This is a genomic window from Vescimonas sanitatis, from assembly GCF_049060325.1.
Taxonomy (GTDB): Bacteria; Bacillota; Clostridia; order Oscillospirales; family Oscillospiraceae; genus Vescimonas; species Vescimonas sanitatis.
The window spans coordinates 64,115-89,181 of the sequence record NZ_JBMGPW010000004.1 but is presented as its reverse complement, the minus strand read 5'-3'; the positions used below and the strand labels follow the sequence as shown (position 1 = coordinate 89,181).

At 64.3% G+C, this 25,067-nt stretch carries 18 protein-coding genes; 14 read left to right on the top strand and 4 right to left on the bottom strand.

The window, feature by feature from the left end:
- Window positions 1-2: 2 nt before the first annotated feature.
- Genes ACOMDU_RS06345 through ACOMDU_RS06335 form a run of 3 tightly spaced genes read right to left on the bottom strand, consistent with a single transcriptional unit; the run spans window position 3 to window position 3,872 of the window.
- The gene (locus ACOMDU_RS06345) at window positions 3-1,856 is read right to left on the bottom strand and encodes a hypothetical protein (RefSeq protein ID WP_421129586.1); all 1,854 of its coding nucleotides are present in this window, start codon (window positions 1,854-1,856) and stop codon (window positions 3-5) included.
- Window positions 1,849-2,535 carry an ABC transporter ATP-binding protein gene (locus ACOMDU_RS06340; RefSeq protein WP_476718546.1) on the bottom strand — a complete coding sequence of 229 codons (687 nt, stop codon included), beginning with the start codon at window positions 2,533-2,535 and terminating at the stop codon, window positions 1,849-1,851. The genes ACOMDU_RS06345 and ACOMDU_RS06340 overlap by 8 nt, the downstream gene beginning before the upstream one ends.
- A complete protein-coding gene (locus ACOMDU_RS06335; protein WP_421129584.1) occupies window positions 2,532-3,872 on the bottom strand; it encodes an efflux RND transporter periplasmic adaptor subunit in 1,341 nt (446 codons plus the stop codon). Before ACOMDU_RS06335 ends, ACOMDU_RS06340 begins: the two co-directional genes overlap by 4 nt.
- A gap of 334 nt (window positions 3,873-4,206) precedes the next feature.
- Here ACOMDU_RS06335 and ACOMDU_RS06330 point away from each other — a divergent pair, with 334 nt between their 5' ends.
- The 13 genes from ACOMDU_RS06330 to ACOMDU_RS06270 all read left to right on the top strand — a co-directional run bounded on the left by ACOMDU_RS06330 (window position 4,207) and on the right by ACOMDU_RS06270 (window position 22,639).
- Window positions 4,207-8,955, top strand: a complete 4,749-nt coding sequence (locus tag ACOMDU_RS06330; RefSeq protein ID WP_421129583.1) for a nicotinate-nicotinamide nucleotide adenylyltransferase — start codon at window positions 4,207-4,209, stop codon at window positions 8,953-8,955.
- Window positions 8,956-9,379: 424 nt separating this feature from the next.
- Window positions 9,380-10,297 carry a Rossmann-fold NAD(P)-binding domain-containing protein gene (locus ACOMDU_RS06325; protein WP_421129582.1) on the top strand — a complete coding sequence of 306 codons (918 nt, stop codon included), beginning with the start codon at window positions 9,380-9,382 and terminating at the stop codon, window positions 10,295-10,297.
- 14 nt (window positions 10,298-10,311) lie between these two features.
- Window positions 10,312-11,343, top strand: coding sequence for a flavodoxin family protein (locus tag ACOMDU_RS06320; protein ID WP_421129581.1), 1,032 nt, complete (start codon window positions 10,312-10,314; stop codon window positions 11,341-11,343).
- A 57-nt stretch (window positions 11,344-11,400) separates the two neighbouring features.
- Window positions 11,401-11,592 (top strand): ferredoxin, encoded by a 192-nt coding sequence (locus ACOMDU_RS06315; protein WP_421129580.1) that lies wholly within the window; start codon window positions 11,401-11,403, stop codon window positions 11,590-11,592.
- A 167-nt stretch (window positions 11,593-11,759) separates the two neighbouring features.
- Window positions 11,760-12,026 (top strand): 30S ribosomal protein S15, encoded by a 267-nt coding sequence (gene rpsO, locus ACOMDU_RS06310; RefSeq protein ID WP_022135710.1) that lies wholly within the window; start codon window positions 11,760-11,762, stop codon window positions 12,024-12,026.
- A gap of 175 nt (window positions 12,027-12,201) precedes the next feature.
- Window positions 12,202-14,352 (top strand): polyribonucleotide nucleotidyltransferase, encoded by a 2,151-nt coding sequence (locus ACOMDU_RS06305; RefSeq protein WP_421129579.1) that lies wholly within the window; start codon window positions 12,202-12,204, stop codon window positions 14,350-14,352.
- Window positions 14,353-14,450: 98 nt separating this feature from the next.
- Window positions 14,451-15,818, top strand: a complete 1,368-nt coding sequence (gene mnmE / locus ACOMDU_RS06300) for a tRNA uridine-5-carboxymethylaminomethyl(34) synthesis GTPase MnmE (protein ID WP_421129577.1) — start codon at window positions 14,451-14,453, stop codon at window positions 15,816-15,818.
- Between the two features lie 116 nt (window positions 15,819-15,934).
- Window positions 15,935-16,807, top strand: coding sequence for a DegV family protein (locus tag ACOMDU_RS06295; protein WP_421129576.1), 873 nt, complete (start codon window positions 15,935-15,937; stop codon window positions 16,805-16,807).
- A gap of 181 nt (window positions 16,808-16,988) precedes the next feature.
- Window positions 16,989-17,942: a 50S ribosomal protein L11 methyltransferase gene (gene prmA / locus ACOMDU_RS06290; RefSeq protein ID WP_421129575.1), complete on the top strand. Its 954-nt coding sequence runs from the start codon at window positions 16,989-16,991 to the stop codon at window positions 17,940-17,942.
- Window positions 17,943-18,215: 273 nt separating this feature from the next.
- Window positions 18,216-19,136 carry a DUF4340 domain-containing protein gene (locus ACOMDU_RS06285; protein ID WP_421129574.1) on the top strand — a complete coding sequence of 307 codons (921 nt, stop codon included), beginning with the start codon at window positions 18,216-18,218 and terminating at the stop codon, window positions 19,134-19,136.
- Between the two features lie 23 nt (window positions 19,137-19,159).
- Window positions 19,160-19,843: a response regulator transcription factor gene (locus tag ACOMDU_RS06280; protein ID WP_421129573.1), complete on the top strand. Its 684-nt coding sequence runs from the start codon at window positions 19,160-19,162 to the stop codon at window positions 19,841-19,843.
- On the top strand, window positions 19,840-21,063 hold the full coding sequence (locus ACOMDU_RS06275) for a sensor histidine kinase (protein WP_022135298.1): 1,224 nt from the start codon (window positions 19,840-19,842) through the stop codon (window positions 21,061-21,063). Before ACOMDU_RS06280 ends, ACOMDU_RS06275 begins: the two co-directional genes overlap by 4 nt.
- Entirely contained in the window at window positions 21,056-22,639 is a 1,584-nt protein-coding gene (locus tag ACOMDU_RS06270) for an N-acyl-D-amino-acid deacylase family protein (protein ID WP_421129572.1), read from the top strand. The genes ACOMDU_RS06275 and ACOMDU_RS06270 overlap by 8 nt, the downstream gene beginning before the upstream one ends.
- Window positions 22,640-22,669: 30 nt before the next feature.
- On the opposite strand, the gene ACOMDU_RS06265 is transcribed toward ACOMDU_RS06270, so the two are convergent.
- Window positions 22,670-23,602 (bottom strand): DMT family transporter, encoded by a 933-nt coding sequence (locus ACOMDU_RS06265; RefSeq protein ID WP_421129571.1) that lies wholly within the window; start codon window positions 23,600-23,602, stop codon window positions 22,670-22,672.
- A gap of 455 nt (window positions 23,603-24,057) precedes the next feature.
- On the opposite strand from ACOMDU_RS06265, the gene ACOMDU_RS06260 reads away from it, so the two are divergent.
- On the top strand, window positions 24,058-24,978 hold the full coding sequence (locus ACOMDU_RS06260; RefSeq protein WP_421129570.1) for a LysR family transcriptional regulator: 921 nt from the start codon (window positions 24,058-24,060) through the stop codon (window positions 24,976-24,978).
- Window positions 24,979-25,067: the final 89 nt, after the last annotated feature.

Here is a 25,067-nt window from a genome sequence, read left to right as displayed (position 1 = left end):
CTTTATATGCCGTAGTTGTACAGCTGGTCGGCCGTGGCTTCCTGGGTGTGGGCACCCTCCACCACGTCGCGTCCATAGGGGAACGCCACGTAGTCGTCGATGGTCAGCCCGCCCCGTATCTGGGTGTAGCTGCCCCACAGATCCCGGCCGGTCTGTACCCACCGCTGCTCCAGTCTGCCGTCCTCGCCCCGGGCCATCACATAGCTCTTGCCGTTGTCGGTCCGGATGAACATACTCTCCAGATACAGTGAACTGCCGCTTTCTTCCGCGCTGGTGTCCTTCTGGTACTGTATATCCACATAGTCATTGGGCTGCAAATTCGCATCCTCGGTGACAAACACCTTGAAGGGGTAGTAGGACACGTTACTGTTGCCGTCGCCCCAGTTGTTGCCGTTGCTGGTGGGATAGTCGTCGATGGACACGATGGTGCCCTCGCAGGCTGCGCCGGTCATCCAGCTGCTGATGGATACGGTGTCGCCCACCTGCACGCTGCCCAGATCCATCTCGCTGAGGGTGCCGGTGACGTAATATCCGCCGCCGCCGGACAGCTCCACCACGGCCTCGCTGTTGTTATAGGCCTCGTCCGGGTCCCGTACGGCCTTCACCGTGCCGTCGAACTCCGCGTACACGTTGCCGTCGCCCAGCTCCGCCAGCTTCTTGTCCAGCTTCAGCTTCGCCACCTTCAGGTTGACCTCCTGCTCCTTTACCGCCTGAGCCTTCTCCAGAATGGCCTTGTTCAGATCCAGCTGGGTCATGGAGGCATCCAGCAGCTCCTGCACCTGTGCCATCTGGCGCTGCAGCTTCTCGATCTCGGCCTTCTTATCGCCGTAGTCCGGCGCGCCGTCAGTGAACGGCTTGAAGCCGTTCCACGGCTTGACGGTCACAGATACCAGCTTTTTGGCCGTTGTGCCGCTGGTCTCGCCGCCTTCGCCGCCCTCGCCGGTGCCGGCAGGGGGCTGCTGCGGGTCTTGGGTCTCGCCGCCGGTCTCGCCGCCGGTCTCGCCGCCGCTGGGCACATCCTCCGTCACCGCCGTCAGGATATAGCCCTCGTTGCCCATCACAGCTCCGCCCAGCTTGTTGCCTGCACGGGTGACAAACACCAGATACAGCGTGCCGTCCGTCTTGCCCAGACTGCTGAAAATGCGCATCAGGTCAGCCTGCGACAGCGCGAAGCTGCCGTCGCTGTCCGTCGTGCGGTAGTAGTAGATGGCGTTGTCCTTGTCGTTGCCGCTGCCGGTGCCCAGCTTCATGTCGTCGGTAATGATGATCTGCTTCAGATCCACCACGTCCTTGTTGTCGTCCGGGCTCTTGGTGGCGTCCTCAATAAGCTTGTTCAGCTCCTTTTCCAGCTTATCATACTCCGCCTGCAGCGTCTCCTTGTTCTTCGCCTTCTTCAGCAGCTCCAGTTCGTTCTTCATGACCTCCAGATTCTCCACCTGCCGGTCATAGTCGATCTTGGCGCGCTCCACGGTGGCCTGTGTCAGGGTGGAGTCATAGCTCACCAGCGCCGTGCCCTTCTTGACGCTGTCGCCCTCCTTGACCCACACCTTCTTCACCGTCTGGCTCTGGGAGATGTAGATTTTCTGCAATTTGTCCGTGGTCACCATGCCGCTGGTGTTGGAGGTGTCCCCCCAGTAGTCGGTCATGGCGAAGTCGTTGACGGCGTATACGTTCACGTCGCCCCGCTGGGCGTTCCGGGCGATGGTCAGTCCGCCCCACACCGCGCCGCACACGCCCACCACGCAGGCGGCGGCGATAATGCCCTTTTTCAGCTTCTTGCTCATGCGCGGCTTCTCGCCGTCGGGGCGCTTTTCGCCGATATGCAGCTTTTCCCGCAGCGTCAGCTTCTCACTCATAGTCGTCACCTCCCGACAGTACGCCGTCCCGTATGGTCATGACCTTGGCGGCGTGGTTGGCGATGGAATGGTCGTGGGTGATCATGATGATGGTGGAGCCGCCGTCATGCAGCTGCTGAAACAGCTCCATCACCGCCGCGCCGCTGGCACTGTCCAGCGCGCCGGTGGGCTCGTCGGCCAGCAGCAGCTTCGGCTTGCCCACGATGGCCCGTGCGATGGCCACCCGCTGGCACTGTCCGCCGGACAGCTGGTCCGGCCGGTGATCCACCCGGTCGGAAAGCCCCACTGTCTCCAGCGCGGCCCGGGCCCGTTCCAGCCGTTCCGCCTTCTTCACCCCGCCGTACAGCAGGGGCAGCGCCACGTTCTCCACCGCCGTCAGCTTGGGCAGAAGGTTGAAGCTCTGGAACACGAAGCCCAGCTCCTTGTTCCGTACCTCCGCCAGCTGCTTGTTGTTGCAGGTGGTCACGTCCCGTCCGCCCAGCAGATAGCTGCCGCTGGTGGGCACGTCCAGACACCCGATCAGGTTCATCAGCGTGGTCTTGCCGCTGCCGGAGGGACCCATGATAGCCAGGTATTCCCCCTCCTCCACGTCAAGGTTCACGTTTTTCAGGATATGTGCCACGGACTTTCCCATGGGGTAGTCCTTGCATATATCGCGCATTTCCAAAATCATGGTCAGCCCTCCATCGGCGGAATGATCGCCGGCGCGGAGGCGTCCGCGCCGCCGGGAATCACGGCTGCGGTGCTGCCGTCGTCCGTGACGGTGTCGTTCTCAGCGGGCATATCGCCGCCGTCCATGCCGTCCATGGGCACGTTTTCGTCGATTTTTTCACCGTCGCCCTCGGGGTATACCTCGCCGCCGCTGGCGCCGGGGTCAAAGGTGCCCTCGTCATAGGTGATGCACGTCATGCCCGCCTTCAGGCTCTCGTCGGGATAGGCGATGTAGTCCTCCGCCGTCAGGCCGTCCGTCACGGGATAGGTGTCCGTCTCCGTGTTGTACTCGCCCAGGGTGATGCTCCGCTTCTCCAGCTTGCCCTTGCTGTTCTGAGCCCACACCCAGGGCTTGCCCTCGGCGTCGTTGATGAAGTAGCTGGGCAGGTTGATCAGGCTTTCGTCCTGGGTGTCCTCCTGACCGTAGTCCGGCTCTATGTACACGTGCTGGCCCATCAGCAGGCCCTCGCCGTCGCCCTCCAGCGTCACATAGAAGGGGTACTTGCTGGACATGGCCGTGTCGCTGTCGCCGTAGTCGCTGCGCGTCTGCTGGGCGTTGTTCCAGTCGATGGAGCTGATGCTGCCCTTCCACGTCTGGTCGCTGACCCGGGAACGGATGACCACCGCCGTGCCCTCGGTCAGCACGCTGGCGTTGTTTTCATTCACATAGCCCTTGATGCGGAAGCCGCCCGTCTCCACGATGGTCATGAACGGCAGGGCGTTGCCGGAGTTGTCCGTGCCGCCGTCCGGGTTCAGGGACTGTACCTCGCCGTCCACCGGGGACTTGACGGTGCTGTCGGCGGTGTTGGCCTTCAGCTTCTCAATGTCCTTTTTCTTGGTGGCGATGTTGGCCTTCGTCTCCAGCACCTTTACGTTCTGCTCCCGCAGGTCCAGGGCGTACTGCCGCTTGGTGGCGTCGTCATAGGTGCTGTCCATCAGCTTCTGTATGTTTTCCAGCTCCGCCTGCTGGTCCTCCAGCGTGGCGTTCAGCTGCTCCAGCTCCAGCTGGGCCATCTCCAGGTCGGTGCGGATCTGGCTGAGGTCATAGGTCAGCAGCACGTCGCCCTTTTTTACGCTGTCGCCCACCTTCACCTTGATGGTGTCGATGGTCATGGCGTCGTTTTTCTTGATGGTCGTCTCGCCCAGCGGGCTGACGATGCCTGCGAACCGGTCCGCCAGACCTACGGACCCCAGCCCGCAGATCATAGACACCGACTGCACGGAGGCCTCGCCCTCCGCTGCGCCGCAGCCGGACACACAGCCCAGCAGCATCACCAGCGCCAGTACAAAAGCCGCTTTTTTCATGTCGTGTTCTCCTTTTTCCTTCCCGCGCGCCCGCGGGATGATTTGCCTATTTACTTAGACGGCAGAAATTGTCATTCCGTTCCGCCGCTGTCCCCGACAATATCATATCATGCGCCTGGCCCTCAAAATGTGAACAAATCGTGAACACACGCTTAAGACCTTACTAAGGTTCCGTATCAAAACGGTGGCAAAACGCCCCGCGGAATATTGACAGCGTGCGGGGGAGTGTCCTATTATTATGGTGTTCCGTGTCCATCCCGGACATCTTACCGGTGTACGGGCGCCTTTCGACGGACACGGTCCGTGTATGATACCACCGGCAGGAGGTTTTGCCATGAACAAAAAACGTATCCGCCAGATGGACCTGGCCCTGCGCCGCCGCCTTTCCGACCGTCCCGCCGCGGACTATTTTGCCCCCGGGGACGCCCTGCTCCGCACCATCGAGAGCGAGGGCTATATGCAGCGCTTCACCGGGCTGTTCAACGGCACGCGCCTCCGCTGCGCCGACGTGCTGGCCCTCTGCCGCCCGGAGCTGGAGACGCTGTGCCCCGGCGAACCGTCCGAGGGCTGGCTGGCCTATGCCTACGACTATGCCCGCCGCCTGCTCTACCCGGAAAAGACCGATGCGGAGCCCTTCGCCCCCGGTGCGGTGTTCCTGCTGTCGGTGCTGCAGGTGCTGTTTGCCGCCGAGGCGGAGCTGCTGCCCCACGACCCGGCCTGGACCTTCGATTTCCTGACCGATGATGAGCTGGCCGGCAGTCCCTGTGCCCCGTCCTATCAGCGCTTCCTGCGCCTGTGGAGGCGGGAGTTCGTCTATGAGCTGATGCGTTTGGGCCTGGAGGTCACGCCCTACCGCACCCTTGAGCATATCGCCGGTGTCCACCACCTCGCCGTCACCGCCGCCCGCGCCCTGCGGAAAAGCGGCGTGGCCGTGGACGTGGCCCTGGTCTCCGGCGCCGCCGCCGGCCACGATCTGGGCAAGTTCGGCTGCCGCCCCGGCGAGCGCGTGCCCTACCTGCACTATTTCTACACCGACCAGTGGTTCCGCCGCCGCCGGATGACCGATATCGGCCACGTGGCCGCCAACCACTCCGTCTGGGACCTGGAGCCCGACTACCTCTCCGTGGAGGCGCTGCTGCTGATCTACGCCGACTTCCGCGTCAAGCAGCTCCACGATGCGCAGGGCCGGGAGATCACACGTATCTCCACCCTGGCTCAGGCCTTTCAGGTGATCCTGGATAAGCTGGATGACGTGGACGGCGAGAAGCAGAAGCGCTATACCCGGGTCTACGCTCGGCTGGAGGACTTTGAGCAGTTCATGGTCAGCTGCGGCGTGGATGTCACCATGTCCGGCGGCGATACGCCCCCGCTGCCGGAGAAGCACACCGCCCTTATGACCGACGACGAGGCCCTCCGCGCCCTGACGCTCCGCTGCGTGGGCCACAATATGGAGCTGATGCACCGCCTTACCGACCAGCGCAGCTTTGCCCGTCTGCTGGAGGAGGCCCGCGGCGAGACGGATTGGCGCCGTCTCCGCGCCTATCTGGCGGTGATGGAGTCCTACTCCCTCTATCTGCATATCCCCCAGAAGGTCCAGACCCTGACGTTCCTCTACGAGCTGCTGATGCACCGCGAGGGCGATATCCGCCGTCAGGCGGCGGCACTGCTGGGCGAGATCATCGCCGGCTTCCACGCCGGCTACGCCAAGGAGCGCCCCGCCGACATCCGCCCGGACCCCCGGGCCATCACCGACGTGGACCAGTGGAGACTCTATCTGGACAAGATACTGTATCCCGACCATAAGCTCATGCCCCAGCACCGCCGCTGGATCGGCTATACCCTGAAATTCGCCGTCGGCTCCCTGCTGAGCCACTGCCCCGGCCGGGAGGAGCGCTTCCTGGCCCCGGTGTTCGCCTACTACCGCAGGCCGGAGGATCTGGACGACTACACCGCCTTCCAGCTGCTGGATACCGCCGCCGCCCTGCCGGATACGGCCTATACGGCCAGCCGCGCCCGGCAGATGACGGACTTTGCCGCCGCCCTGTCCCTGCGTAAGGACCTGACCATCCGCATGGCCGCCGTGCTGCTGCTGGACCGTCTCGCCCGCCTGTACCCGGAGGACGGCCGCGCGCTGGAGGCCGTGACCGCCGTCCCCGACGGCGACAGCGGCACCCTGCGCTATCTCAAGCAGGATGTGCTCTCTCAGGGTGCGCCCCTTCTTCTGCCGGAGGACGTGGTCTCCGAGATCTTCCTGGACAACCTGAAGACCGCCACCCCCTGGATCACCAAGCAGGGCAACCTGCGCCTGCTGACGGACTTTGCCCGCAGCGGCAAAAGCCCCGCCCTCCATATCGCCACCCACCTGTCCAACCTCATCAAGGTCAGCGACCGCGTCACCGTCCGCCACAGCGCCGGCAACGCCCTGCTGGCCCTGGCGCCCCGCCTGACGGCCGACCAGCGCAACGAGGTGGCGGTGGAGCTGTGCCGCGGCCTGGAGCTGGGCCAGCAGGAGTTCACCAAATATATCCCCGACTACCTGGGCCGTTTTGCCCTGTGGCTGCCCCCGGCGGAGCTGGATGAGGTGCTGGACGACCTTCGCGTGAACCTCAGCTCCTCCGACAGCCGCGTTACCGCCTCCGTGCTGGATACCGTGGGCGTCATCTATGAGGCGTACGATGCCTATCGCTCCCGCTTCCCGGAGACGGACGACGCCTACCGCCGCCGCCGTGAACGGCTGCTGGGCCTGCTGATGCGGGGCCTCAGCGGCATTGACGGCGCCACCCGGCAGGAGGCCCTGTTCGTGTTGGGCCGCCGGGTCTTCGGCTCCGGAGAGCTGGGCCGCCACGAAAAGCGCCGCGCCTTTATGCTCACCCAGCGCAAGCTGCTCTCCGCCCAGGACGAATTCCCCGGCGAGGGCCTGACGTTCTACTACCGGGCCGCCATGCTGGGCAAGCTCTACCGCTTCATCACCGAGGAGCGCCTGTTCCACAAGGGCTTTGACTTCGGCGCGCCCCGCCCCGTGGCCTTCTTCCCCGGCACCTTCGACCCCTTCACCCTGTCCCACAAGGGCATCGTCCGGGCCATCCGCGACCAGGGCTTCGAGGTCCTGCTGGCCATTGACGAGTTCTCCTGGTCCAAAAAGACCCAGCCCTACCGCCTGCGCCGGCGCATCGCCGCCATGGCCGTGGCCGACGTGTTCCACGTCAGCATTTTCCCGGAGGACTTCCCGGTGAACATCGCCAACCCGGAGAACCTCCACGAGCTGCGCGCCGCCTTCCCGGGCCGCAGCGTGTCCATCGTGGTGGGCAGCGACGTGGTGCTCCACGCCTCGTCCTACAAAAAGTCCGTCACGCCGGACTCCATCCATACCTTCGACCACGTGGTCTTCCGCCGCACCGAGCCGGACGCCGAGCCGGCGGATTACAGCTGCATCACCGGCAAGGTGCTGGAGCTGACGCTCCCGCCCCAGCTGGAGGAGATCAGCTCCACCCGCATCCGCGAGGCGGTGGATGCCAACCGCGACATCTCCAACCTCATCGATCCCACGGTGCAGGAGTTCATCTATCGCCGCGGCCTGTACCTCCGCGAGCCCCAGGACAAGCCCGTTCTCCGCACCGAGGACCTGAGCTTCCTGCCTGCCTCGCCGGAGACGGCGGAGAAATTCCTCCGCACCATGCTCTCCGCGCCCACCGCCGCGGCGCTGCGGACGCAGATCGAGAGCCGCGGCGACGACGTGATGGTCTGCCGGGACACCGACGGCACCATTCTGGGCGCGGCCAGCTACGCCTGCCTGGACTCCGCCCGCCTCTTCGCCCGCCTGGGCGACCCGGCCCTCTCCGGTCTGGTCCGCCAGAACGCCGGCGGCCGCACCCTGCTCATCAGCGGGCTGTTCGTGCCCCGGGGCGAGCGCCAGAGCGACCTCTGCCAGCTGCTCATCACCGAGGTGCTGACCCTGGCCCTCAGCCGTGAGTTCACCTATGCCCTCTACCTTCCCCTGGAGGGCGCCGTCTCCGGCTACGGCCGCCAGCTGCTGACGCTTCAGGGCTTCGTCCCGGCTGGTGACAGCACGGACGCCCTGGCCGTGGATATGCGCTGCCCCATCGTCCTCAGCCGCAACGTGGACACCGCGGTGAAGGCGCCCTTCAGCTCCTCGCCCCGGGTGCTTGCCGCCATCGCCGCCGCCCACCGCCGCCTGCAGGCGGCGCTGACAAAGCTGCAGCCCGGATCTCTGGTGCTCAGCCTGTCCGCCGGCGTCATCTACCACCGGCTGCTCCAGCGTATCACCGGCCGCAACGGCGTCCCCGCGGAGCCCACCACGCCCCGCGTCCTCGGCCCGGATATCTGCGTCCCCTACGGCAAGATCCTCCGCGGCGTGGCCGTGCCCAACACCGTCACCAAGACCCTGCGTACCGACAAGGTCTACGAGCCGGACCTCAGCACCTATTCCATCGAAGCCTACCCGGACTACTCGCCCCTGCCCGACCAGGTCCGCACCATCCACGCCTTCGCCCGCCCCGTCATTCTCGTGGACGATATGCTCCACGACGGCAAGCGCATCCGCCGCCTGGCCCCGCTGCTCGCCGAGACGAACACCCCCGTGGATCAGGTGCTGGTGGGCTACCTCACCGGCATGGGCCGCGATCTGATGGAGCAGCTGGGCTACGACGTGGACGCCATCTACTACCTGCCCAACCTGCGCCTGCGCTTCGTCGAGTCCACGCTCTATCCCTTTATCGGCGGCGATACCGTCCGCCGCAGCGAGGCCCTGCCCGGCGGCCTTCAGCCCGCCGTCAACCGCATCCTGCCCTACGCCGCCCCCGAGTACACCGGCATGGACGACGAGACCGCCTGGGAGCTCTCCCTCTGCTGCCTTGAGAACGCCCGCGATATCCTCCTGGCCCTTGAAACGGAATTCCGTTCCCTCTACGCCCGCAACCTCACCCTCAGCCGTCTCGGCGAAGCGGTCATCCTGCCCCTCTGCCCCGACAAGGGCGGCTGCATGACCTACGATCTCTCCCGCGCCGCCAGCACGTATCTGGAGGGAGATATAGAGCTCCTGAAACGTATGCGCCCTGCGAGATAATGCACCGTCTTTTCCGCCCTGCCATCGTCAAATCTCCTCGACGTACACACGGTACGCCTTCGTCGGTTTGCCATCGGCAGGACGCAAAATCCGGCACATTCTCTATTCCTCAAGGGGGGGCCTGCGCCTCCGCGCCTCGTCTTGACACAAAATCTGAACCTTTATCAAGGCTATGCGGCGCCGCCTCGTCACCGGCAGGACGCAAAATCCGGCACATTCTCTATTCCTCAAGGGGGGGCCTGCGCCTCCGCGCCTCGTCTTGACACAAGATCTGAACCTTTATCAAGACTATGCGGCGCCGCCTCGTCATCGGCAGGACGCAAGATCCGGCACATTCTCTGCTCCTCAGGGGGCCTGCCGTGGCGTGAAATTTGCGCGTCAGCACCCCGCCGGAGGCAAAAAGATAGAAACAGGAGAAGCTACTATGATCGATCTCAACGATATCGCCCTGCCGCGCATCCCGTCTAAGTGCCGCGTCACCCTGCTGGCTCTGGGCGATGTGGGCAGCACGCTGCTGACGGGCCTGCGGCTCATGGGCGGCGACGTGATAGGCTCCATCGGCATCTGCGACGTGCGCCCCGGCGTTTCCGACCGCTGGGAGTTCGAGCTGAACCAGATACAGTCCCCGGACGGTGCGGCGCTGCCCCCGGTGGACATCATCGCGCCGGAGCAGCTGTTCGACGGCGACGTGTTCCTGTTCTGTGCCTCCCGGATGATCCCGGATACCTCCGTCACGGCGGGGGATGTCCGCATGGCCCAGTACGGACTGAACCGGGAGCTGGTGTCCGTCTACGCCCGTATGGCCCGGGACAGGCGGTACAGGGGCCTGTTCTGCGTGGTCAGCGATCCGGTGGACCCACTCTGCCGTGCCGTCCTGCGTGAAAGCGGCCTGTCCCCGGCCCAGGTCCGGGGCTTCGGTCTGGGCGTCATGCACGCCCGCGCCCTGTACTACGCCCGGAGGGACCCTCGCTTCGCGTCCTACCTCACCGAGGGCCGCGCCTTCGGCCCCCACGGCGAGGACCTGGTGCTGGCCAACTCCATTGCGCACTACGACGACGCCCTCTCCCGTGAGTTGACGGAGAAGGTGGCCCACGCCAATCTGGAGATGCGTAAGCTGGGCTACAAGCCCTATGTGGCCCCGGCCCTGTCCTCCGGCGCGCTGAGCCTGCTGGCCCTGCTGCGGGGGCAGTGGCATTATTCCTCCGTCTACGACGGCCAGGTGTTCATGGGCTGCCGCAATCGTCTGACCCCCGCCGGCATCGAGACGGAGCCGCTGACCCTGCCGCCCGCCCTGCAAAAGCGTATCGACGACACCCGCGCCAAGCTGAACGCCATAGAATAACGGAGGTATCCGCCATGCTCACCGTTCTGCTCCCCGAAAACGACCGCAGCCCCGCCCTGCGGGACCTGCTGGTGCCCCTGCTGCCTCCGGGCAGCGATATCCGCGACCCCGATGACGGGCTGGAGGACCTGGCCGGCCGCCGTCTGCTGTTCGCTGTGGCGCTGGACGAGGGCGGCTGCAATATGGCCTATTACCGTATGCTCTCCCGCCTGCGCCGCAGCACAGACCTGCTCTCCGACAGTATCGGCGCGTGCATCGTCACCGGCGTGGGCGAGTTCTACACCAAGGATGTGGCCCGGGACATGGTCTTCGCCGCCAACCAGGCGGGCTGCGGCTTCCTCGGCCGCCCACTGGTGGAGGCCACCGGTTCCCTGCGGAATTTCCGCACCCAGGCCCAGATCGGCGGCACCGATGAGGTCACGGCCTTCCATGCCGCTGTGGCGGAGCTGCTCTCCCGCCTGAACGGCTGGGAAAAGCCCGCCCCCATCCGCCATGTGCTGGCTCTCCACGCCTCCCAGCGCGCCACGTCCAACACCCTGGCCCTGTGGGAGCTGGTGAAGGCCGGTCTTCCGTCGGACATGGAGGTGCAGGAGATCTGCCTCCGCAACGGCACCATGGCCGACTGCAACGGGTGCAGCTATACCGCCTGTCTCCACTTCGGCGAGCAGGGCGGCTGCTTCTACGGCGGCCCCATGGTGGACGAGGTCTATCCCGCCGTGCGGAAATGCGACGCCCTGGTCATGCTCTGCGCCAACTACAACGACGCCCTGGCTGCCAACCTGACCGCCTGTGTCAACCGGCTCACGGCCCTGTTCCGCCAGACCCGTATGTACGACAAGCGGATCTTCGGCCTGATCGTCTCCGGCTACTCCGGCGGCGACCTGCTGGCCCGCCAGTTGATCTCCGCCCTGAACATGAACAAGTCCTTCTATCTCCCGCCCCGCTTCTCCCTGCTGGAAACGGCCAACGAGCGCGGCAGCCTTGTGAAGCTGCCGGGCATCGAGGCGCAGGCGGCGGCCTTCGCCCGGCACATCGCGGAGAGCTGAATAACCCCGCCGCAAACCGGGGAAAATACTTCCATCAATCAAAAGGAGGTGTGTTCCATGCAGGCAATGGTGTTGGAGAAGGCGTGCATCCAGTGCGGACTGTGCGCGGGGCTGTGCCCGGAGGTGTTCGAGCTGAACAGCGGCGAGCCCGCCCGGGTGACGGTGGACCCTATCCCGGACGCGCAGAAGATCGGCGTGCAGGAGGCGGCGGACAGCTGTCCCGTGGCCGCCATTCAGGTAACGGCGTAAAAATCCCCGGAAATGCCGCAAAAACCACTTTACAACGGTGATTTTCTGTGGTATTATCTCAAAGTACGCGCTAAGCGCGTCCGACCCCTGCCCTAGCCCTGCGGAGCGTTCCATCTCTCCCACGGCCCAGGCTGCGGGCGTATTTCAAGAAAGGTGGAAACACAACCATGATGCTGAAAGACCAGAAGACCTCTATCATCGAGGCCAATCGCACCCACGAGACCGACACCGGCTCCCCCGAGGTCCAGGTGGCCATTCTCACCGAGCGTATCAACCAGCTGACCGCGCACCTGAAGGTCCATCCCCATGACTTCCACAGCCGCCGCGGTATGCAGATGATGATCGGTAAGCGCCGTCGTCTGCTGGACTACCTGGCCAAGAAGGACATCGAGCGTTATCGTGCCCTGATCGCCAAGCTGGGTCTGCGTAAGTAAGTTGAAACAGGGTGATGTGCGCTTGCGCATCACCCTTCTTTCACATTCTGCGCCGTGTACAAATTGACCATTAGCAGTTGAAAATGCGCCGAAATTCAGGGTTTCGGAGCGTTTTCAAGTGCTAACGGCGATAGGTCGCGGGCAGAATGCCATTTCACAAAAAAGGAGAAACGATATGTCAACGATCATCACCAAGCGCCAGTTCCCCCACTATCACAAATACACCATGGACCTGGCCGGCCGTCCCCTGACGCTGGAGGTGGGCAAGCTGGCTGAGCTGGCCAACGCCGCCGTCATGGTGGGCTATGGCGACACCCGCGTGCTGTGCTGCGTCACCGCCGCGCCCCGTCCCCGCGACGGCATCGACTTCTTCCCCCTCAGCGTGGACTTTGAGGAGAAGATGTACGCCGTGGGCCGCATTCCCGGCAGCTTTAACCGCCGCGAGGGCCGTCCCGGCGAGAAGGGCATCCTGACCTCCCGCGTCATCGACCGCCCCATCCGCCCCCTGTTCCCCTATGACTTCCGCAACGACGTGTCCGTCATGTGCACCGTCATGGCCGTGGACCACGACTGCTCCCCCGAGATCGCCGCGCTGATCGGCACCTCCGCCGCCCTGGCCATCTCCGACATTCCCTGGAACGGCCCCGTGGCCGCCCTGAAGGTGGGCCTGGTGGACGGCAAGCTGGTCTTCAACCCCGACAGCGAGCAGCGCAAGGTCAGCGACCTGGACGTCACCGTGGTTTCCACCGGCAAGAAGGTCGTCATGATCGAGGCCGGCGCCAACGAGGTCCCCAACGATGTCATGTTCGAGGCCATCAAGCAGGCCCACGAGGAGAACCAGAAGCAGATCGCCCTCATCAATCAGATGGTGGCCGAGATCGGCAAGCCCAAGTTCGACTATCCCCACGCCGACTTCAACTACGAGCTGTTCAACAAGATCACCGCCGACTTCATGGACGAGGCCAAGGCCGCCATGGACACCGACGACAAGAACGTCCGCGAGCAGCGCTGGAACGCCATGATCGAGAAGTGGCACGAGAAGTACCTGGAAGAGTACCCCAACATGGACCAGTACCTGGAGGAGATCACCTACAAGTTCCAGAAGATGATCGTCAAGAAGTGGCTGCTGGAGGGTCACCGTGTGGATGGCCGTCAGAAGAACGAGATCCGTCCCCTGGACGCCGAGGTGGGCGTGCTGCCCCGCGTTCACGGCTCCGGCCTGTTCACCCGCGGCCAGACCCAGGTCCTGTCCGTCTGCACGCTGGACACTCTGTCCGCCAACCAGAAGCTGGACACCATTTGGGAGGAGACCGAGAAGCGCTATATGCACCACTACAACTTCCCCGGCTACTCCGTGGGTGAGGCCAAGCCTGCCCGCAGCCCCGGCCGCCGCGAGATCGGCCACGGTGCGCTGGCCGAGCGCGCCCTGCTGCCCGTCATTCCTCCCGTGGAGGAGTTCCCCTACGCCATCCGCGTGGTCAGCGAGGTCGTGTCCTCCAACGGCTCCACGTCCCAGGGCTCCATCTGCGGCAGCACCCTGGCCCTCATGGACGCCGGCGTGCCCATCAAGGCCCCTGTGGCCGGCATCTCCTGCGGCCTGATCCAGGATGACGACGGCTCCTTCACCACCTTCATCGACATCCAGGGCGTGGAGGACTTCCACGGCGAGATGGACTTCAAGGTGGCCGGTACCAAGAAGGGTATCACCGCCATCCAGATGGACCTGAAGAACGACGGTCTGACCATGGAGATCATCAAGAACGCGCTGGACATCACCTACGATGCCCGCTGCCAGATCCTGGACCAGGTCATGCTGCCCTGCATCGCCGAGCCCCGGCCCGAGGTCAGCAAGTACGCCCCCAAGATGGTCACCATGCACATCGACCCGGATAAGATCCGCGACGTCATCGGCAAGGGCGGCTCCGTCATCCAGAAGATCGTGGCCGAGTCCGGCGCCAAGATCGACATCGACGACGACGGCACCATCCACATCGCCTCCCCCGATGCCGAGAGCTGCGAAAAGGCCAAGAAGTGCATCGACGACATCGTCTTCGTGCCCGAGGTGGGCCAGCTGTACTACGGCCGCGTCGTGCGCCTGATGACCTTCGGCGCCTTCGTGGAGCTGGCCCCCGGCAAGGACGGTCTGGTCCATATCTCCAAGCTGGCCGACAAGCGCATCGAGAAGGTGGAGGACGCCTGCAAGATCGGCGACATGATGTGGGTCAAGGTCACGGAGATCGACGAAAAGGGCCGCGTGAACCTGAGCCACAAGGACGCCATGAAGGAGATCTCCGCCAAGGAAGCCGCCGGCGAGCCCATCAAGTAAAGCATCGTTTTTTATATCCCCCGGTCCGCCGGGGGATATTTCTTTTTCCCGCCGCCTGTGGTATACTGAAAAAAACACCCTGCAAGGAGGTCCCGCCTATGTCCGACAACATCGCCGCCATCGCCACGCCCGGACAGCCCAGCGCCATCGGTATCCTGCGCCTGTCCGGCCCGGATACCTGTGCCGCGCTGGACGCGGTGTTCCGCGCCAAAAACGGCAGGCCCGCCGCGCAGCAGCGCCCCCGCGCCATGGTGCTGGGCGAGCTGCTGGACGAGACGGGGCAGGTCATCGACAGCGTGCTGTGCGTCCATTTCCCCGCGCCCCACAGCTATACCGGAGAGGACTGCGCCGAGCTCCACTGCCACGGCAGCCCCATCGTGCTGGACACGGGCCTCCGCGCCCTGTTTGCCGCCGGCTGCCGCCAGGCCGGTCCCGGCGAGTTTACCAAGCGGGCCTTTCTCAACGGGCAGCTGGACCTGCTCCAGGCGGAGTCCGTGGCGGACCTGATCGACGCCGAGACGGCCCAGCAGGCCCACAACGCCGTCTGCCAGCTGGACGGCGCGCTGAGCCGCACCGTGGCGCGTATCTACGACGGCCTCATGGACATGGCCGCCCGGTTCTACGCCGTGGTAGACTATCCGGACGAGGACATCGAGGATCTCCAACGCGAGCAGATGCTGGACACCCTGCGCCGGGCCCAGAACGATCTGGAAGCGCTGGTGGCCGGGTTTTCCCGCGGCCGTTTGCTGAAGCTGGGCGTGCCCACGGTGCTGCTGGGCAAGCCTAACGCCGGCAAATCCTCTCTGCTGAACGCCCTCCTGGGCTATGACCGGGCTATCGTCACCGACATCGCCGGCACCACCCGCGACACGGTGGAGGAAAAGGTCACCGTGGGCGGCGTGCTCCTGCGGCTCATCGACACGGCGGGCATCCGCGACGGCGGCGACGCCGTGGAGACCATGGGTGTGGAGCGCAGCCGCGCCGCCGCGAAGCAGGCATCTCTGGCCCTGCTGGTGCTGGACGGCTCCCGGGAGCTGACGGCGGAGGACGAGGCCGCCATCGCCCTGGCCAACACCGTCCCCCACCTGATCGTGGCCGTCAATAAATCCGACCTGCCCCGGGCGCTGGACGTCGGCGCCCTGGCGGACCGCTTCGACAACGTGCTGTCCGTCTCCGCCATCACCGGCGCGGGACTGGACACGCTGACCGACGCCATCGCGGCGCAGTTCCCGTCGGGCGAGACTGCCGGCGGCGCGCTGCTGACCAACGCCCGTCAGGCCGACGCCGCCAACCGCGCCCTCTCCGCCGTGGCCGAGGCCCGCGGCGCCCTCCGTATCGGCATGACCCCCGACGTGGTGCTCACCGACTGCGAGGCGGCACTGGCCGCGCTGGGTGAGCTGAACGGCAAACAGGTCCGCGACGATCTGGTGGACACCATCTTCTCCCGCTTCTGCGTGGGGAAATAGGCGATAGACACCTGTATTTCTGCTAATATTCCGTATTATTTACAATTTGGCTCTTTTCCTGCGGCGGTTTTCATGCTATGATAGCGGGGAATATCACTCCCAAGGAGGTTTATCCCATGCGCGAATATGTCATTATGACCGACAGCTGCTGCGACCTGACCGACCACATGGCCAAGGAGCTGGAGCTGACCGTGGTGCCCCTGACCGTCCACATCGATGGGCACGATTACCCTAACCTGCTGGACGGCAGCGCCATCAGCTTCGAGGATTTCTACGGCAAGATCCGCGGCGGTGTGCTGGCCACCACCTCCGCCGCCAACGTAGGCCAGTTTCAGGAGGCCATGCGCCCCATTCTGGCTGACGGCAAGGACATCGTCAGCATCAACTTCTCCAGCGCCCTCTCCACCACCTACCAAAGTGCGTGCATCGCCGCCCAGGACATGAAGGAGGAGTTTCCCGATGCCAACATCTATGTGGTGGACTCCCTCTCCGCCTCTCTGGGCCAGGGCCTGCTGCTCTATCTGACCGTCCAGAAGAAGCGCGAGGGCCTCTCCGCTCAGGAGCTGGTGCAGTGGGTGGAGGACAACAAGCTCCACATCGACCACTGGTTCACCGTGGATGACCTGAACTACCTGAAGATGGGCGGCCGTCTCAGTGCCGGCGCCGCGTTCTTCGGCTCCATGCTCTCCATCAAGCCCGTCATGCACACCTCCGACGAGGGCAAGCTGGTCCCCGTCAGCAAGGTCCGCGGCCGCAAGGCCAGCCTGAAGGCCCTCATCGACAAGATCGCCGAGCTGGGCATCGAGCCCAGCGAGCAGGTCATGTTCATCTGCCATGCCGACTGCGAGGTGGAGGCCCGCGCCGTGGCCGAGGAGATGAAGGCCCGCTACGGCGTCAAGGAGGTCTACATCAACTACATCGGGCCTGTGATCGGCAGCCACACGGGGCCGAATACCATGGGCATATTCTTCGTAGGCACCAAGAGATAACGGCGCGTCTCTTGCGCCAATACTTCGTTGCGGCGGCTTGCCGTACACAAAGTACGCCTGCGCCGCCGCGCCTCGTCTTGGCGCAAGATCCATTGCCGTTAGAGGTTTGTCATCGACGGGACACAAGCTCCGTCGCCGCTGGCGGTGTACGGTGCATTTCAACTTTGCGGGAGGTCATCCTATGGACTGGCTGGAACTCAAGATCGACACGAGCCACGCGGGCTTGGACGCGGTGACGGAAATGCTGGAGCAGCAGGGGGTCACCGGCGTGATGATCGACGACGAGGCGGACTTTCAGAGCTTTCTGGAGAACAACCGCCAATACTGGGATTATGTGGATGACGACCTGCTGGCGCAGAAGAAGGGCGTCAGCCGCGTGACGTTCTATCTGGAACGGAACGAGGACGCCTACGGCACCGTGGCCGCCGTGCGTATGGCCATGTCGGCGCTGAAAAAGGACCACCCGGAGTACGCGCCCCTGCTGCTGACCATGGCCGACGTGGCCGACGAGGACTGGGAGAACAACTGGAAGCAGTTTTACAAGCCCATGGAGATCGGCAGCCGCCTGCTGGTGGTGCCGGAGTGGGAGGAGGCCGCCGACCCCACGCGGGTGAAGCTGGTGCTGAACCCCGGCCTGACCTTCGGCACCGGCAGCCACGCCACCACCCGCCTGTGCCTGCAGGCGCTGGATACGCACATCCACGGCGGTGAGCGGGTGCTGGACCTGGGCTGCGGCAGCGGCATCCTGTCCATCGCCGCCCTGCGCCTGGGCGCGGAGAGCGCCTTCGCCTGCGACATCGACGAGAAATGCGTGGACGTGGCCTACGAGAACGCCGCCCTGAACGGTATCGGAAAGGACCGCTACACCGTCCGCTGGGGCGATGTGCTCACCGACGCCGCCCTGCGGCAGGAGATGGGCGCCGGCTACGATATCGTGGTGGCCAACATCGTGGCGGATGTCATCATGGGCCTCAGCCCCCACGTCCGTCCTTTCCTGAAGCCCGGCGGCCGCTTCCTCTGCTCCGGCATCATCGACGACCGGGCGGCGGAGGTGCTGGAAAAGCTGAAGGCCGACGGCTGGGATGTGTTCGAGCAGCGCAGCAGCGAGGGCTGGTTCAGCTATCTCTGCAAGTAACGCAAAGAAAAAGATCGGCGCGGAGCTGCCGTCTCGGCCATTACAGCACACCTGCTGCATCTCTGTGGATAACGACAAAAAAAAGACCGGCGCGGGCCGGCCTTTTTTGCGCTTCGCCTGTCCGCGCCGCCGGGAACGGGAGAATTCACGGAATGTACTTTTCTTTTTCCTGAAAAGTTGCTATACTGAAAGCAAACGTAACATATAGCGAACGCGAATGTATACAGCAAAAGCAACGGAAAGTAAACGAAAGTAAAGGAGAAAACCGAAGCCATGATGAAGCGAATTCTGCGCCTGACGGCGTTTTTGCTGGGGTCGACGCTGCTGCTGTCCGCCTGCGGCAATACAAAAGGTAAAGAGATGGTGGACGCCTCCACCCAGACCGCCCCGCCCGTAGAAGGCGTCACCGCCCTGGCCCTGTGCGACGGCGATGTGACCCTCCGTTTTGAAAAGGACGAAACCGGCGCCTGGACCTGGTTTGACGACCCCGCCTTCCCCCTGGACCAGACGGCGCTGGAGGACCTGCTGGCCCTGCCCGCCGCCCTGGACAGCGGCGAAACGGTGGCCGATGTGCAGGAGCTGGCCGTCTATGGCCTGGAGGCTCCCAAGAAGTACATCACCGTCACCTCCGACGGCGTGGACGTCGTCTATTATCTCGGCGACCAGGCCGCGGATGGCCGCTGGTATGTACTCACCCCTGCCGGCACGGTGCGCTATACCTCTGACGAAAATAAGATGCTGCTCAGCCGCAGCATCTACGCCATGGCGGTCCTGCCCGTTCTGCCGGTCATCGAGCCGGACAGGCTGGTCAGCGTAAGTTTGCTGCGCGCCGACGGCACCGCTGCTGTCTCCTTCTACACCGCCGAGGACGGTACCCGCCGCAGCGCCAACCGGGACGTCACGGAAAAGACCGCCGCCCTGGCTGATGAGATCGCTGCCCTGACGCTCACCGCTTGCGTGGACTACGACCCGGCGGAGGGTGCGGCCGCCGTCTGCGGCCTGGACACGCCGGAGGTCACGCTGACGGTGAACTACCTGGCTGACAACAGCGCCGAGCGGACGCTGATCCTTGCCGTCGGCCTGTCCACCGGCGACGGCGGCCGCTATGTGGCCCTGGACGGCGACACCACCATCTACCGGATGGAGGAGTCGTCCCTGACCCAGATCCTGACCCTGTCCGAGACGGGGCTGTAAGCCATGAAAAGGGAGGCGCGGCTATGCGTATACTGATCGTGGAGGATGAAAAGCGCCTGGCGGGCACCCTGCAGGACCTGCTGCGCCGCCAGGGCTATACCGCCGACGTGTGTTATGACGGCATCTCCGGCCTGGACAACGCCCGCAGCGATATCTACGACCTGCTGGTGCTGGACGCCATGCTTCCCGGCATTGACGGCTTTACCCTGCTGCGCCAGCTGCGCGGCGGCGGCAGCCGCCTGCCGGTGCTGATGCTCACCGCCCGCAGTGAGCTGAATGACCGCGTCCGCGGCCTGGACGCCGGTGCGGACTACTACTTGACCAAACCCTTCGAGCCGGAGGAGCTGCTTGCCTGTATCCGGTCCCTGCTGCGCCGTGGCGGTGAGGACGCCGCTGCCGACCCGGAGGTGACGGCCTTCGGCGACCTGACGCTGCATATGGGCACATTCCTGCTGGAATGCGGCCCGCGAAGCGTCCGCCTCAGCCGCCGGGAGTACGACCTGATGGAGCTGCTGATGCGGAACGGCAGTCAGATCGTCTCCAAGGAGCAGCTGATCCTGAAGGTCTGGGGCTACGACTCCGCCGCCGAGGACAACAACGTGGAGGTCTATATCTCCTTCCTTCGCCGCAAGCTCACCCATCTGCAATCCACTGTGAAGATCAAGACCCTCCGTATGGTGGGTTATTGTCTGGAGGTGGAGGCATGATCCGGCACCTTCGCTGGAAGGTGGTGGCCACCAATATGCTACTGATCTCGCTGGTGCTGCTGGCGGTGTTCGCGGCGGTGTACTTCATCTCCCGGGGCAACTATCACAAGAATGTGCAGCAGCAGCTGTATCAGGCGCTGGAGCAGGGCGACTATGGCCGCAGCCAGCCCGGCATGGACAGCATCCCCTGCTTTGTGGCCGAGGTCTATGGCAGCGGCACCGTCCGCGTGGCCGGCAACAGCTACTATGACCTCAGCGACGAGACCCGCATGGCGGAGATCGTCACTGCCGCCCTGGCGGCGGACGAGGACGCCGGCACGTTGGACGAATTTCATCTGCGCTACCTGCGCCAGCGGGGCTACACCACTACTGCCATTGCGTTTACCGATACCTATCTGGAATACACCTCCCTGCACACACTGCTGAAGGCCTGCTCTCTGGTGGGCTGCGGCGCACTGGTGGTGCTGTTTCTGTGCAGCTACCTGCTCTCCGGTGTGGTTACCAAGCCTGTAGGTGCCGCCTGGGCCCAGCAGGAGCAGTTCCTCTCCGACGCCAGCCATGAGCTGAAGACCCCTCTGACGGTCATCCTTTCCTCCGCCGAGCTGCTGGAGCAGAGCGCTTCGCCGGAGCAGGCGGTCTACGTGGACAATATCCGGGCGGAGGGCCGCCGCATGAAGGCCCTGGTGGAGGATATGCTCACCCTCTTCCGCGCCCAGAAGAACGCCGGCAGCCCGCCGGACACCGTCACCGACCTGTCGGAGGCGGCGGTGACTGCCGCCCTGCGGTTTGAGCCGGTGGCCTTTGAGGCCGGCCATGTGCTGGATTACGATATTGCGCCGTCTCTTCCTGTCCGGGGCGACGGCGCCAAGCTGGGCCAGGCCCTGGCGGTGCTGCTGGATAACGCCGTCAAATACGCCGCACCCGGTACGCCCATCCGCCTGACCGCCGTCCGGCAGGGCAGCCGCGCTGTGGTGTCCGTGACCGATCAGGGGCCGGATATCCCTTCGGACAAGCTCCCCCGCATTTTTGACCGCTTTTACCGCGCCGACGACGCCCGTACCGACGGCGACAGCTTTGGCCTGGGCCTGCCCATTGCCAAAGCCATCGTGGATGCCCACCGGGGAGTCCTTCGCTGTGACAGCAGCGGCGGCGTGACCACCTTTAGTATCTCCCTGCCCCTGACGGCAGGGAAGCAGGAGAGAGGCACAGACCATGTTTGATACCCTTATCCGGGGCGGCGCCGTTGTTGACGGCACGGGCCGCCCCGCATTTGCGGCCGATGTGGCCGTTTCCGGCGGCAGGATCGCCGCCATCGGCGATCTGTCCGCAGCGTCCGCCGCTCATGTTATCGACGCCGCCGGCAGGACCGTTACCCCCGGCTTTATTGACATCCACCGCCACGCCGACGCGGCGCTGTTCCGCCCGGGCTTCGGCGCGGCGGAGCTGTGTCAGGGCCTTACCACCATCGTCAACGGCAACTGCGGCCTCAGCGCCGCCCCCTTCGGCCCCGCCCATAGCGACGCCATCCGGGACTACCTGCGCCCCATCACCGGCGTTCTCCCGCCGGGGCTGGTGACGGAAACCCTCTCCGGCTATTTCGTCTCTGTGCCGAATATCCCCGTCCATGTGGGTATGCTGGCCGGTGCCGGCGTCCTTCGGGCGGACGCGGCCGGCTACGAGCTGGAGCACCTGGAGGACCGCCACTACCGCGCCCTGCACCGCGCCCTGGAGCAGGCTCTGGCCGACGGCGCGCTGGGCGTTTCTCTGGGCCTGGGTTACGCCCCGGAGTGCTTCTATACCACGGCGGAGCTGATCCGTGCGCTCTCACCCATCGCGGGACAGGATATCCCCCTCACCGTCCATATGCGGCAGGAGGGCGCGGGCGTCTGCGATTCCATCGAGGAGATGCTGCTGGTGGCCCGGGAACTGCGGGTCCCTCTGCATATCAGCCACCTGAAAGCCATGGGCCGGGACAACTGGGGCAAAAAAATACCCCGGGCCCTGGAGCTGCTGCACCGGGCGAAGGAAGAGGGGCTGGATGTGGGCTGCGACGTGTACCCCTACACCGCCGGCTCCACCCAGCTGCTGCATATCCTGCCGCCGGAGTTTCTGGAGGGCGGCATGGACGCCGTTGTCCGCCGCCTGGCCGACCCCCACGAACGCGAGACGCTGGCTCACCGTATTGAAGACGGCGGCGGGTTTGACGACATTGCCAAGCTGGCTGGCTGGGACGGCATCTTCCTCAGCAGTCTTCACTGCCCGGAGGACGCGCCGCTGCTGGGCAAGAGCATCGCCCAGGAGGCCGCCATGGAGCACAAATCCCCGCTGGACGCCTGCTGCGACCTGCTGATCCGCGAGCACTGCCAGGTGACTATGATCGACTTCATGGCCGCGGAGGAAGACATCGCCGCTATCCTCCGCAGTCCCCTCAGCTGCCTGATCTCTGACGCCACCTACCCCACCGAGGGGATGCCCCATCCACGGGTCTACGGCAGCTGTACCCGTCTGCTGCAGCACTTCGTCCGGGAACAGGGTGTGCTGACGCTGGAGCAGGGCGTTCACAAGCTGACCCAGGCCCCGGCACAGGCCCTGCGCCTTGCGGGTAAGGGCGTTATCGCCGTGGGTGCGGACGCGGACCTGTGTGTGTTCGACCCCGCCGCCCTTACCGAGCGCGGTACCTATCAGGACCCCTGCCAAACGGCCCTGGGTATGGACGCCGTGCTGGTGGCCGGCCGGCTGGCCGTGAAGAACGGAGAAATGACCGGCGTGAAGGCTGGGACCCTCATCCGCAAATAAAAAGATCTCCCCCGGTCGGGGGAGATCTTTTTATTTCTTTTCGCCGCCGGACACGTTGGCCACGAACACGCACACCAGAATGATGACTACGCCAAGAGCCTGCCACAGGCTGAAATCCTCCTTCAGGAAGAGCACGCCCGCCAGCACCGATACCACCGTGGTCACGTTGGAGAACAGGGAACTCTCCGACACTGTCAGGTGGCTGTTGGCGAAGTTCAGCAGTCCGTAGGCCACACCGGAGGACAGTATGCCCAGATACAGCACCGCCAGCCAGAAGCTGCCGCTTTGCGCCGGCGCGGTGATCAGCTCGCTGTTTATCCCGCCGGCCTGTATCAGCGCCACCGGAATAAACACCGCCATGCCCACCACAAACATCACATAGGTCATCTCAAAGGGGGTGAAGCGCTTGGCGGCATCGTGGCTCAGCCCATAGTACACCGTGTCGCTGAGCATGGTCAGCAGCAGGAACAGCAGGCCCAGCGCCGAGATCATCACCGCCCCGCCCACGGAGATCAGCGCTACGCCGCCGATCGCGCCCAGGGCGCACAGCACCTGCCGCCGGGTGACGCGCTCATGCAGAACCAGCACGTCCATCAGGATGCAGCACACCGGCACCGCCGCGATGATGGTCCCCGCCACAGCGGCGGAGGTGTACAGGATGCCGTAGTTTTCGAAGATGAAGTACGCTACCGGCTGCACGATACCCAGCAGAAGCAGCTTTCCCACCGGCTTTCCCTTCAGAGAGAAGGCGAACAGCGGCTTTCCGCGTACCTTGCCCACCAGAGCATTCAGCGCGATGACCAGCGACATGGCCGCCACCGCCACCGTGAACCGGAAGGCCAGCAGCACTGTGGGCGCCGCCGTGACCAGCGCCATTTTTGAGAACATAAAGCTCATGCCGAAGATGGTGGCCGCGGTCAGCGCCGCCAGCAGCGACAGAATATGCAGTTTTTTCTGGTCCATAGGCAATACCTCTTTCTCTTTAACGCCGGTATCATACCATACGCCGCATGAAATAGCAAGGAAAAGCGATCACCTCCCGCGCTGCGTCCGGAGCAAAAAGGGCGCCGCCCGAAGGGGGCGGCGTCCTTTCACCGGCACGTTGGGAGGGCGCGCCGGCATTCACCAATTTGAAGGGGAATAGGGAGAAAAATTAAGGATAGAAAACAAAGGGTGTTGGGTTACTTGTCCATTGCCTTGGACACGATACCCGTAACCACCAGGACCGCCACCAGGCCAGCCAGAATGAGGTTCAGCACCATGCTCAGCGCCTCCTTTCGTTTGGGCTTCTTAACGTGTCTTTAGCATAGCACAGGACAAGCAATTTGTAAAACGCATGATTATCATCAAAACCATGAAAAATACTTTGCAGTACATGGCGAGATATGCTATACTGGCCCTGAACAGGAGGTGTCCCCATGTCCGTCACCAAATACCAGATATACCTCAAGACCGTGGAGCTGGGCAGCTTTACCGCCGCCGCCCGCGCCCTGAATTTCACCCAGTCCGGCGTCAGCCACGCCATCGGCTCGCTGGAGGAGGAGCTGGGCGTTACGCTGCTGGTCCGCAGCCACGGCGGTGTCACCCCCACGGCGGATGGCCGCGCCCTGGCACCATATTTTCAGGAGATGTGCGCCCTGTCCCACCGTCTGGAGCAGCACGCCGAGGACCTGCGGGGGCTGGATACCGGTCTTATCCGCGTGGCAACCTTCACCAGTGTGTCGGAAAAGTGGCTGCCCGGTATGCTCAAGACATTTCAGGAAAAGTACCCCCGCATCGAGTTCGAGCTCCTGCCCTCCAACTTCAACAACGAGATCTCCGACTGGGTCCTCCACGGTCAGGCGGACTGCGGCTTTATCTCCCTGCCCACCCCGGCGGAGAAGTATCTGGATTACTGGTTGCTCCAGCGGGACCAGTGGAAGGTCATCCTGCCCTGCGACCACCCGCTGGCGGGCCGCCAGCCCTTCCCACCGGAGGCCCTGGAGCAGTACCCTCTTATCCTGCTGGATGAGGGCGACGACTATGAGATCCAGGCCATTTTCGATCACTACAAGGTCCGGCCCCGGATCCAATACACCGTTCAGCAGGACCAGACGATCCTGGCCATGGTCTCCGGCGGCCTGGGCATCAGCGTCATGGAGGAGCTGATGCTCTACAAGTGCGCCTATCCGCTGGCTGCCAGCACCCTGCCCAAGGTGTTCCACCGGGACATCGGCATCTGTGTCAAGGACAAGAACGCCCTCTCCCACTCCACGCAGGCGTTCATCGACCACACCCGCCATTGGGTGCTGCAAAACTTTCCCGAGGGCTGGAACGCCCCCAAGCCCCACGAGCGATAAACGAAAAAGCAAAACCAAACGCCGTCCTCCGCCGTCAGTATTGGCAGAGGACGGCGTTTCGCTGTCCGCCGGAGGACGATCCCGTCCTT

Coding starts and splice junctions, on each gene's coding strand:
- ACOMDU_RS06345 (WP_421129586.1), bottom strand. CDS start 1,856: ATGAGTGAGAAGCTGACGCTGCGGGAAAAGCTGCATATCGGCGAAAAG.
- ACOMDU_RS06335 (WP_421129584.1), bottom strand. CDS start 3,872: ATGAAAAAAGCGGCTTTTGTACTGGCGCTGGTGATGCTGCTGGGCTGT.
- ACOMDU_RS06330 (WP_421129583.1), top strand. CDS start 4,207: ATGAACAAAAAACGTATCCGCCAGATGGACCTGGCCCTGCGCCGCCGC.
- ACOMDU_RS06325 (WP_421129582.1), top strand. CDS start 9,380: ATGATCGATCTCAACGATATCGCCCTGCCGCGCATCCCGTCTAAGTGC.
- ACOMDU_RS06320 (WP_421129581.1), top strand. CDS start 10,312: ATGCTCACCGTTCTGCTCCCCGAAAACGACCGCAGCCCCGCCCTGCGG.
- ACOMDU_RS06315 (WP_421129580.1), top strand. CDS start 11,401: ATGCAGGCAATGGTGTTGGAGAAGGCGTGCATCCAGTGCGGACTGTGC.
- rpsO (WP_022135710.1), top strand. CDS start 11,760: ATGATGCTGAAAGACCAGAAGACCTCTATCATCGAGGCCAATCGCACC.
- ACOMDU_RS06305 (WP_421129579.1), top strand. CDS start 12,202: ATGTCAACGATCATCACCAAGCGCCAGTTCCCCCACTATCACAAATAC.
- mnmE (WP_421129577.1), top strand. CDS start 14,451: ATGTCCGACAACATCGCCGCCATCGCCACGCCCGGACAGCCCAGCGCC.
- ACOMDU_RS06295 (WP_421129576.1), top strand. CDS start 15,935: ATGCGCGAATATGTCATTATGACCGACAGCTGCTGCGACCTGACCGAC.
- prmA (WP_421129575.1), top strand. CDS start 16,989: ATGGACTGGCTGGAACTCAAGATCGACACGAGCCACGCGGGCTTGGAC.
- ACOMDU_RS06285 (WP_421129574.1), top strand. CDS start 18,216: ATGATGAAGCGAATTCTGCGCCTGACGGCGTTTTTGCTGGGGTCGACG.
- ACOMDU_RS06280 (WP_421129573.1), top strand. CDS start 19,160: ATGCGTATACTGATCGTGGAGGATGAAAAGCGCCTGGCGGGCACCCTG.
- ACOMDU_RS06275 (WP_022135298.1), top strand. CDS start 19,840: ATGATCCGGCACCTTCGCTGGAAGGTGGTGGCCACCAATATGCTACTG.
- ACOMDU_RS06270 (WP_421129572.1), top strand. CDS start 21,056: ATGTTTGATACCCTTATCCGGGGCGGCGCCGTTGTTGACGGCACGGGC.
- ACOMDU_RS06265 (WP_421129571.1), bottom strand. CDS start 23,602: ATGGACCAGAAAAAACTGCATATTCTGTCGCTGCTGGCGGCGCTGACC.
- ACOMDU_RS06260 (WP_421129570.1), top strand. CDS start 24,058: ATGTCCGTCACCAAATACCAGATATACCTCAAGACCGTGGAGCTGGGC.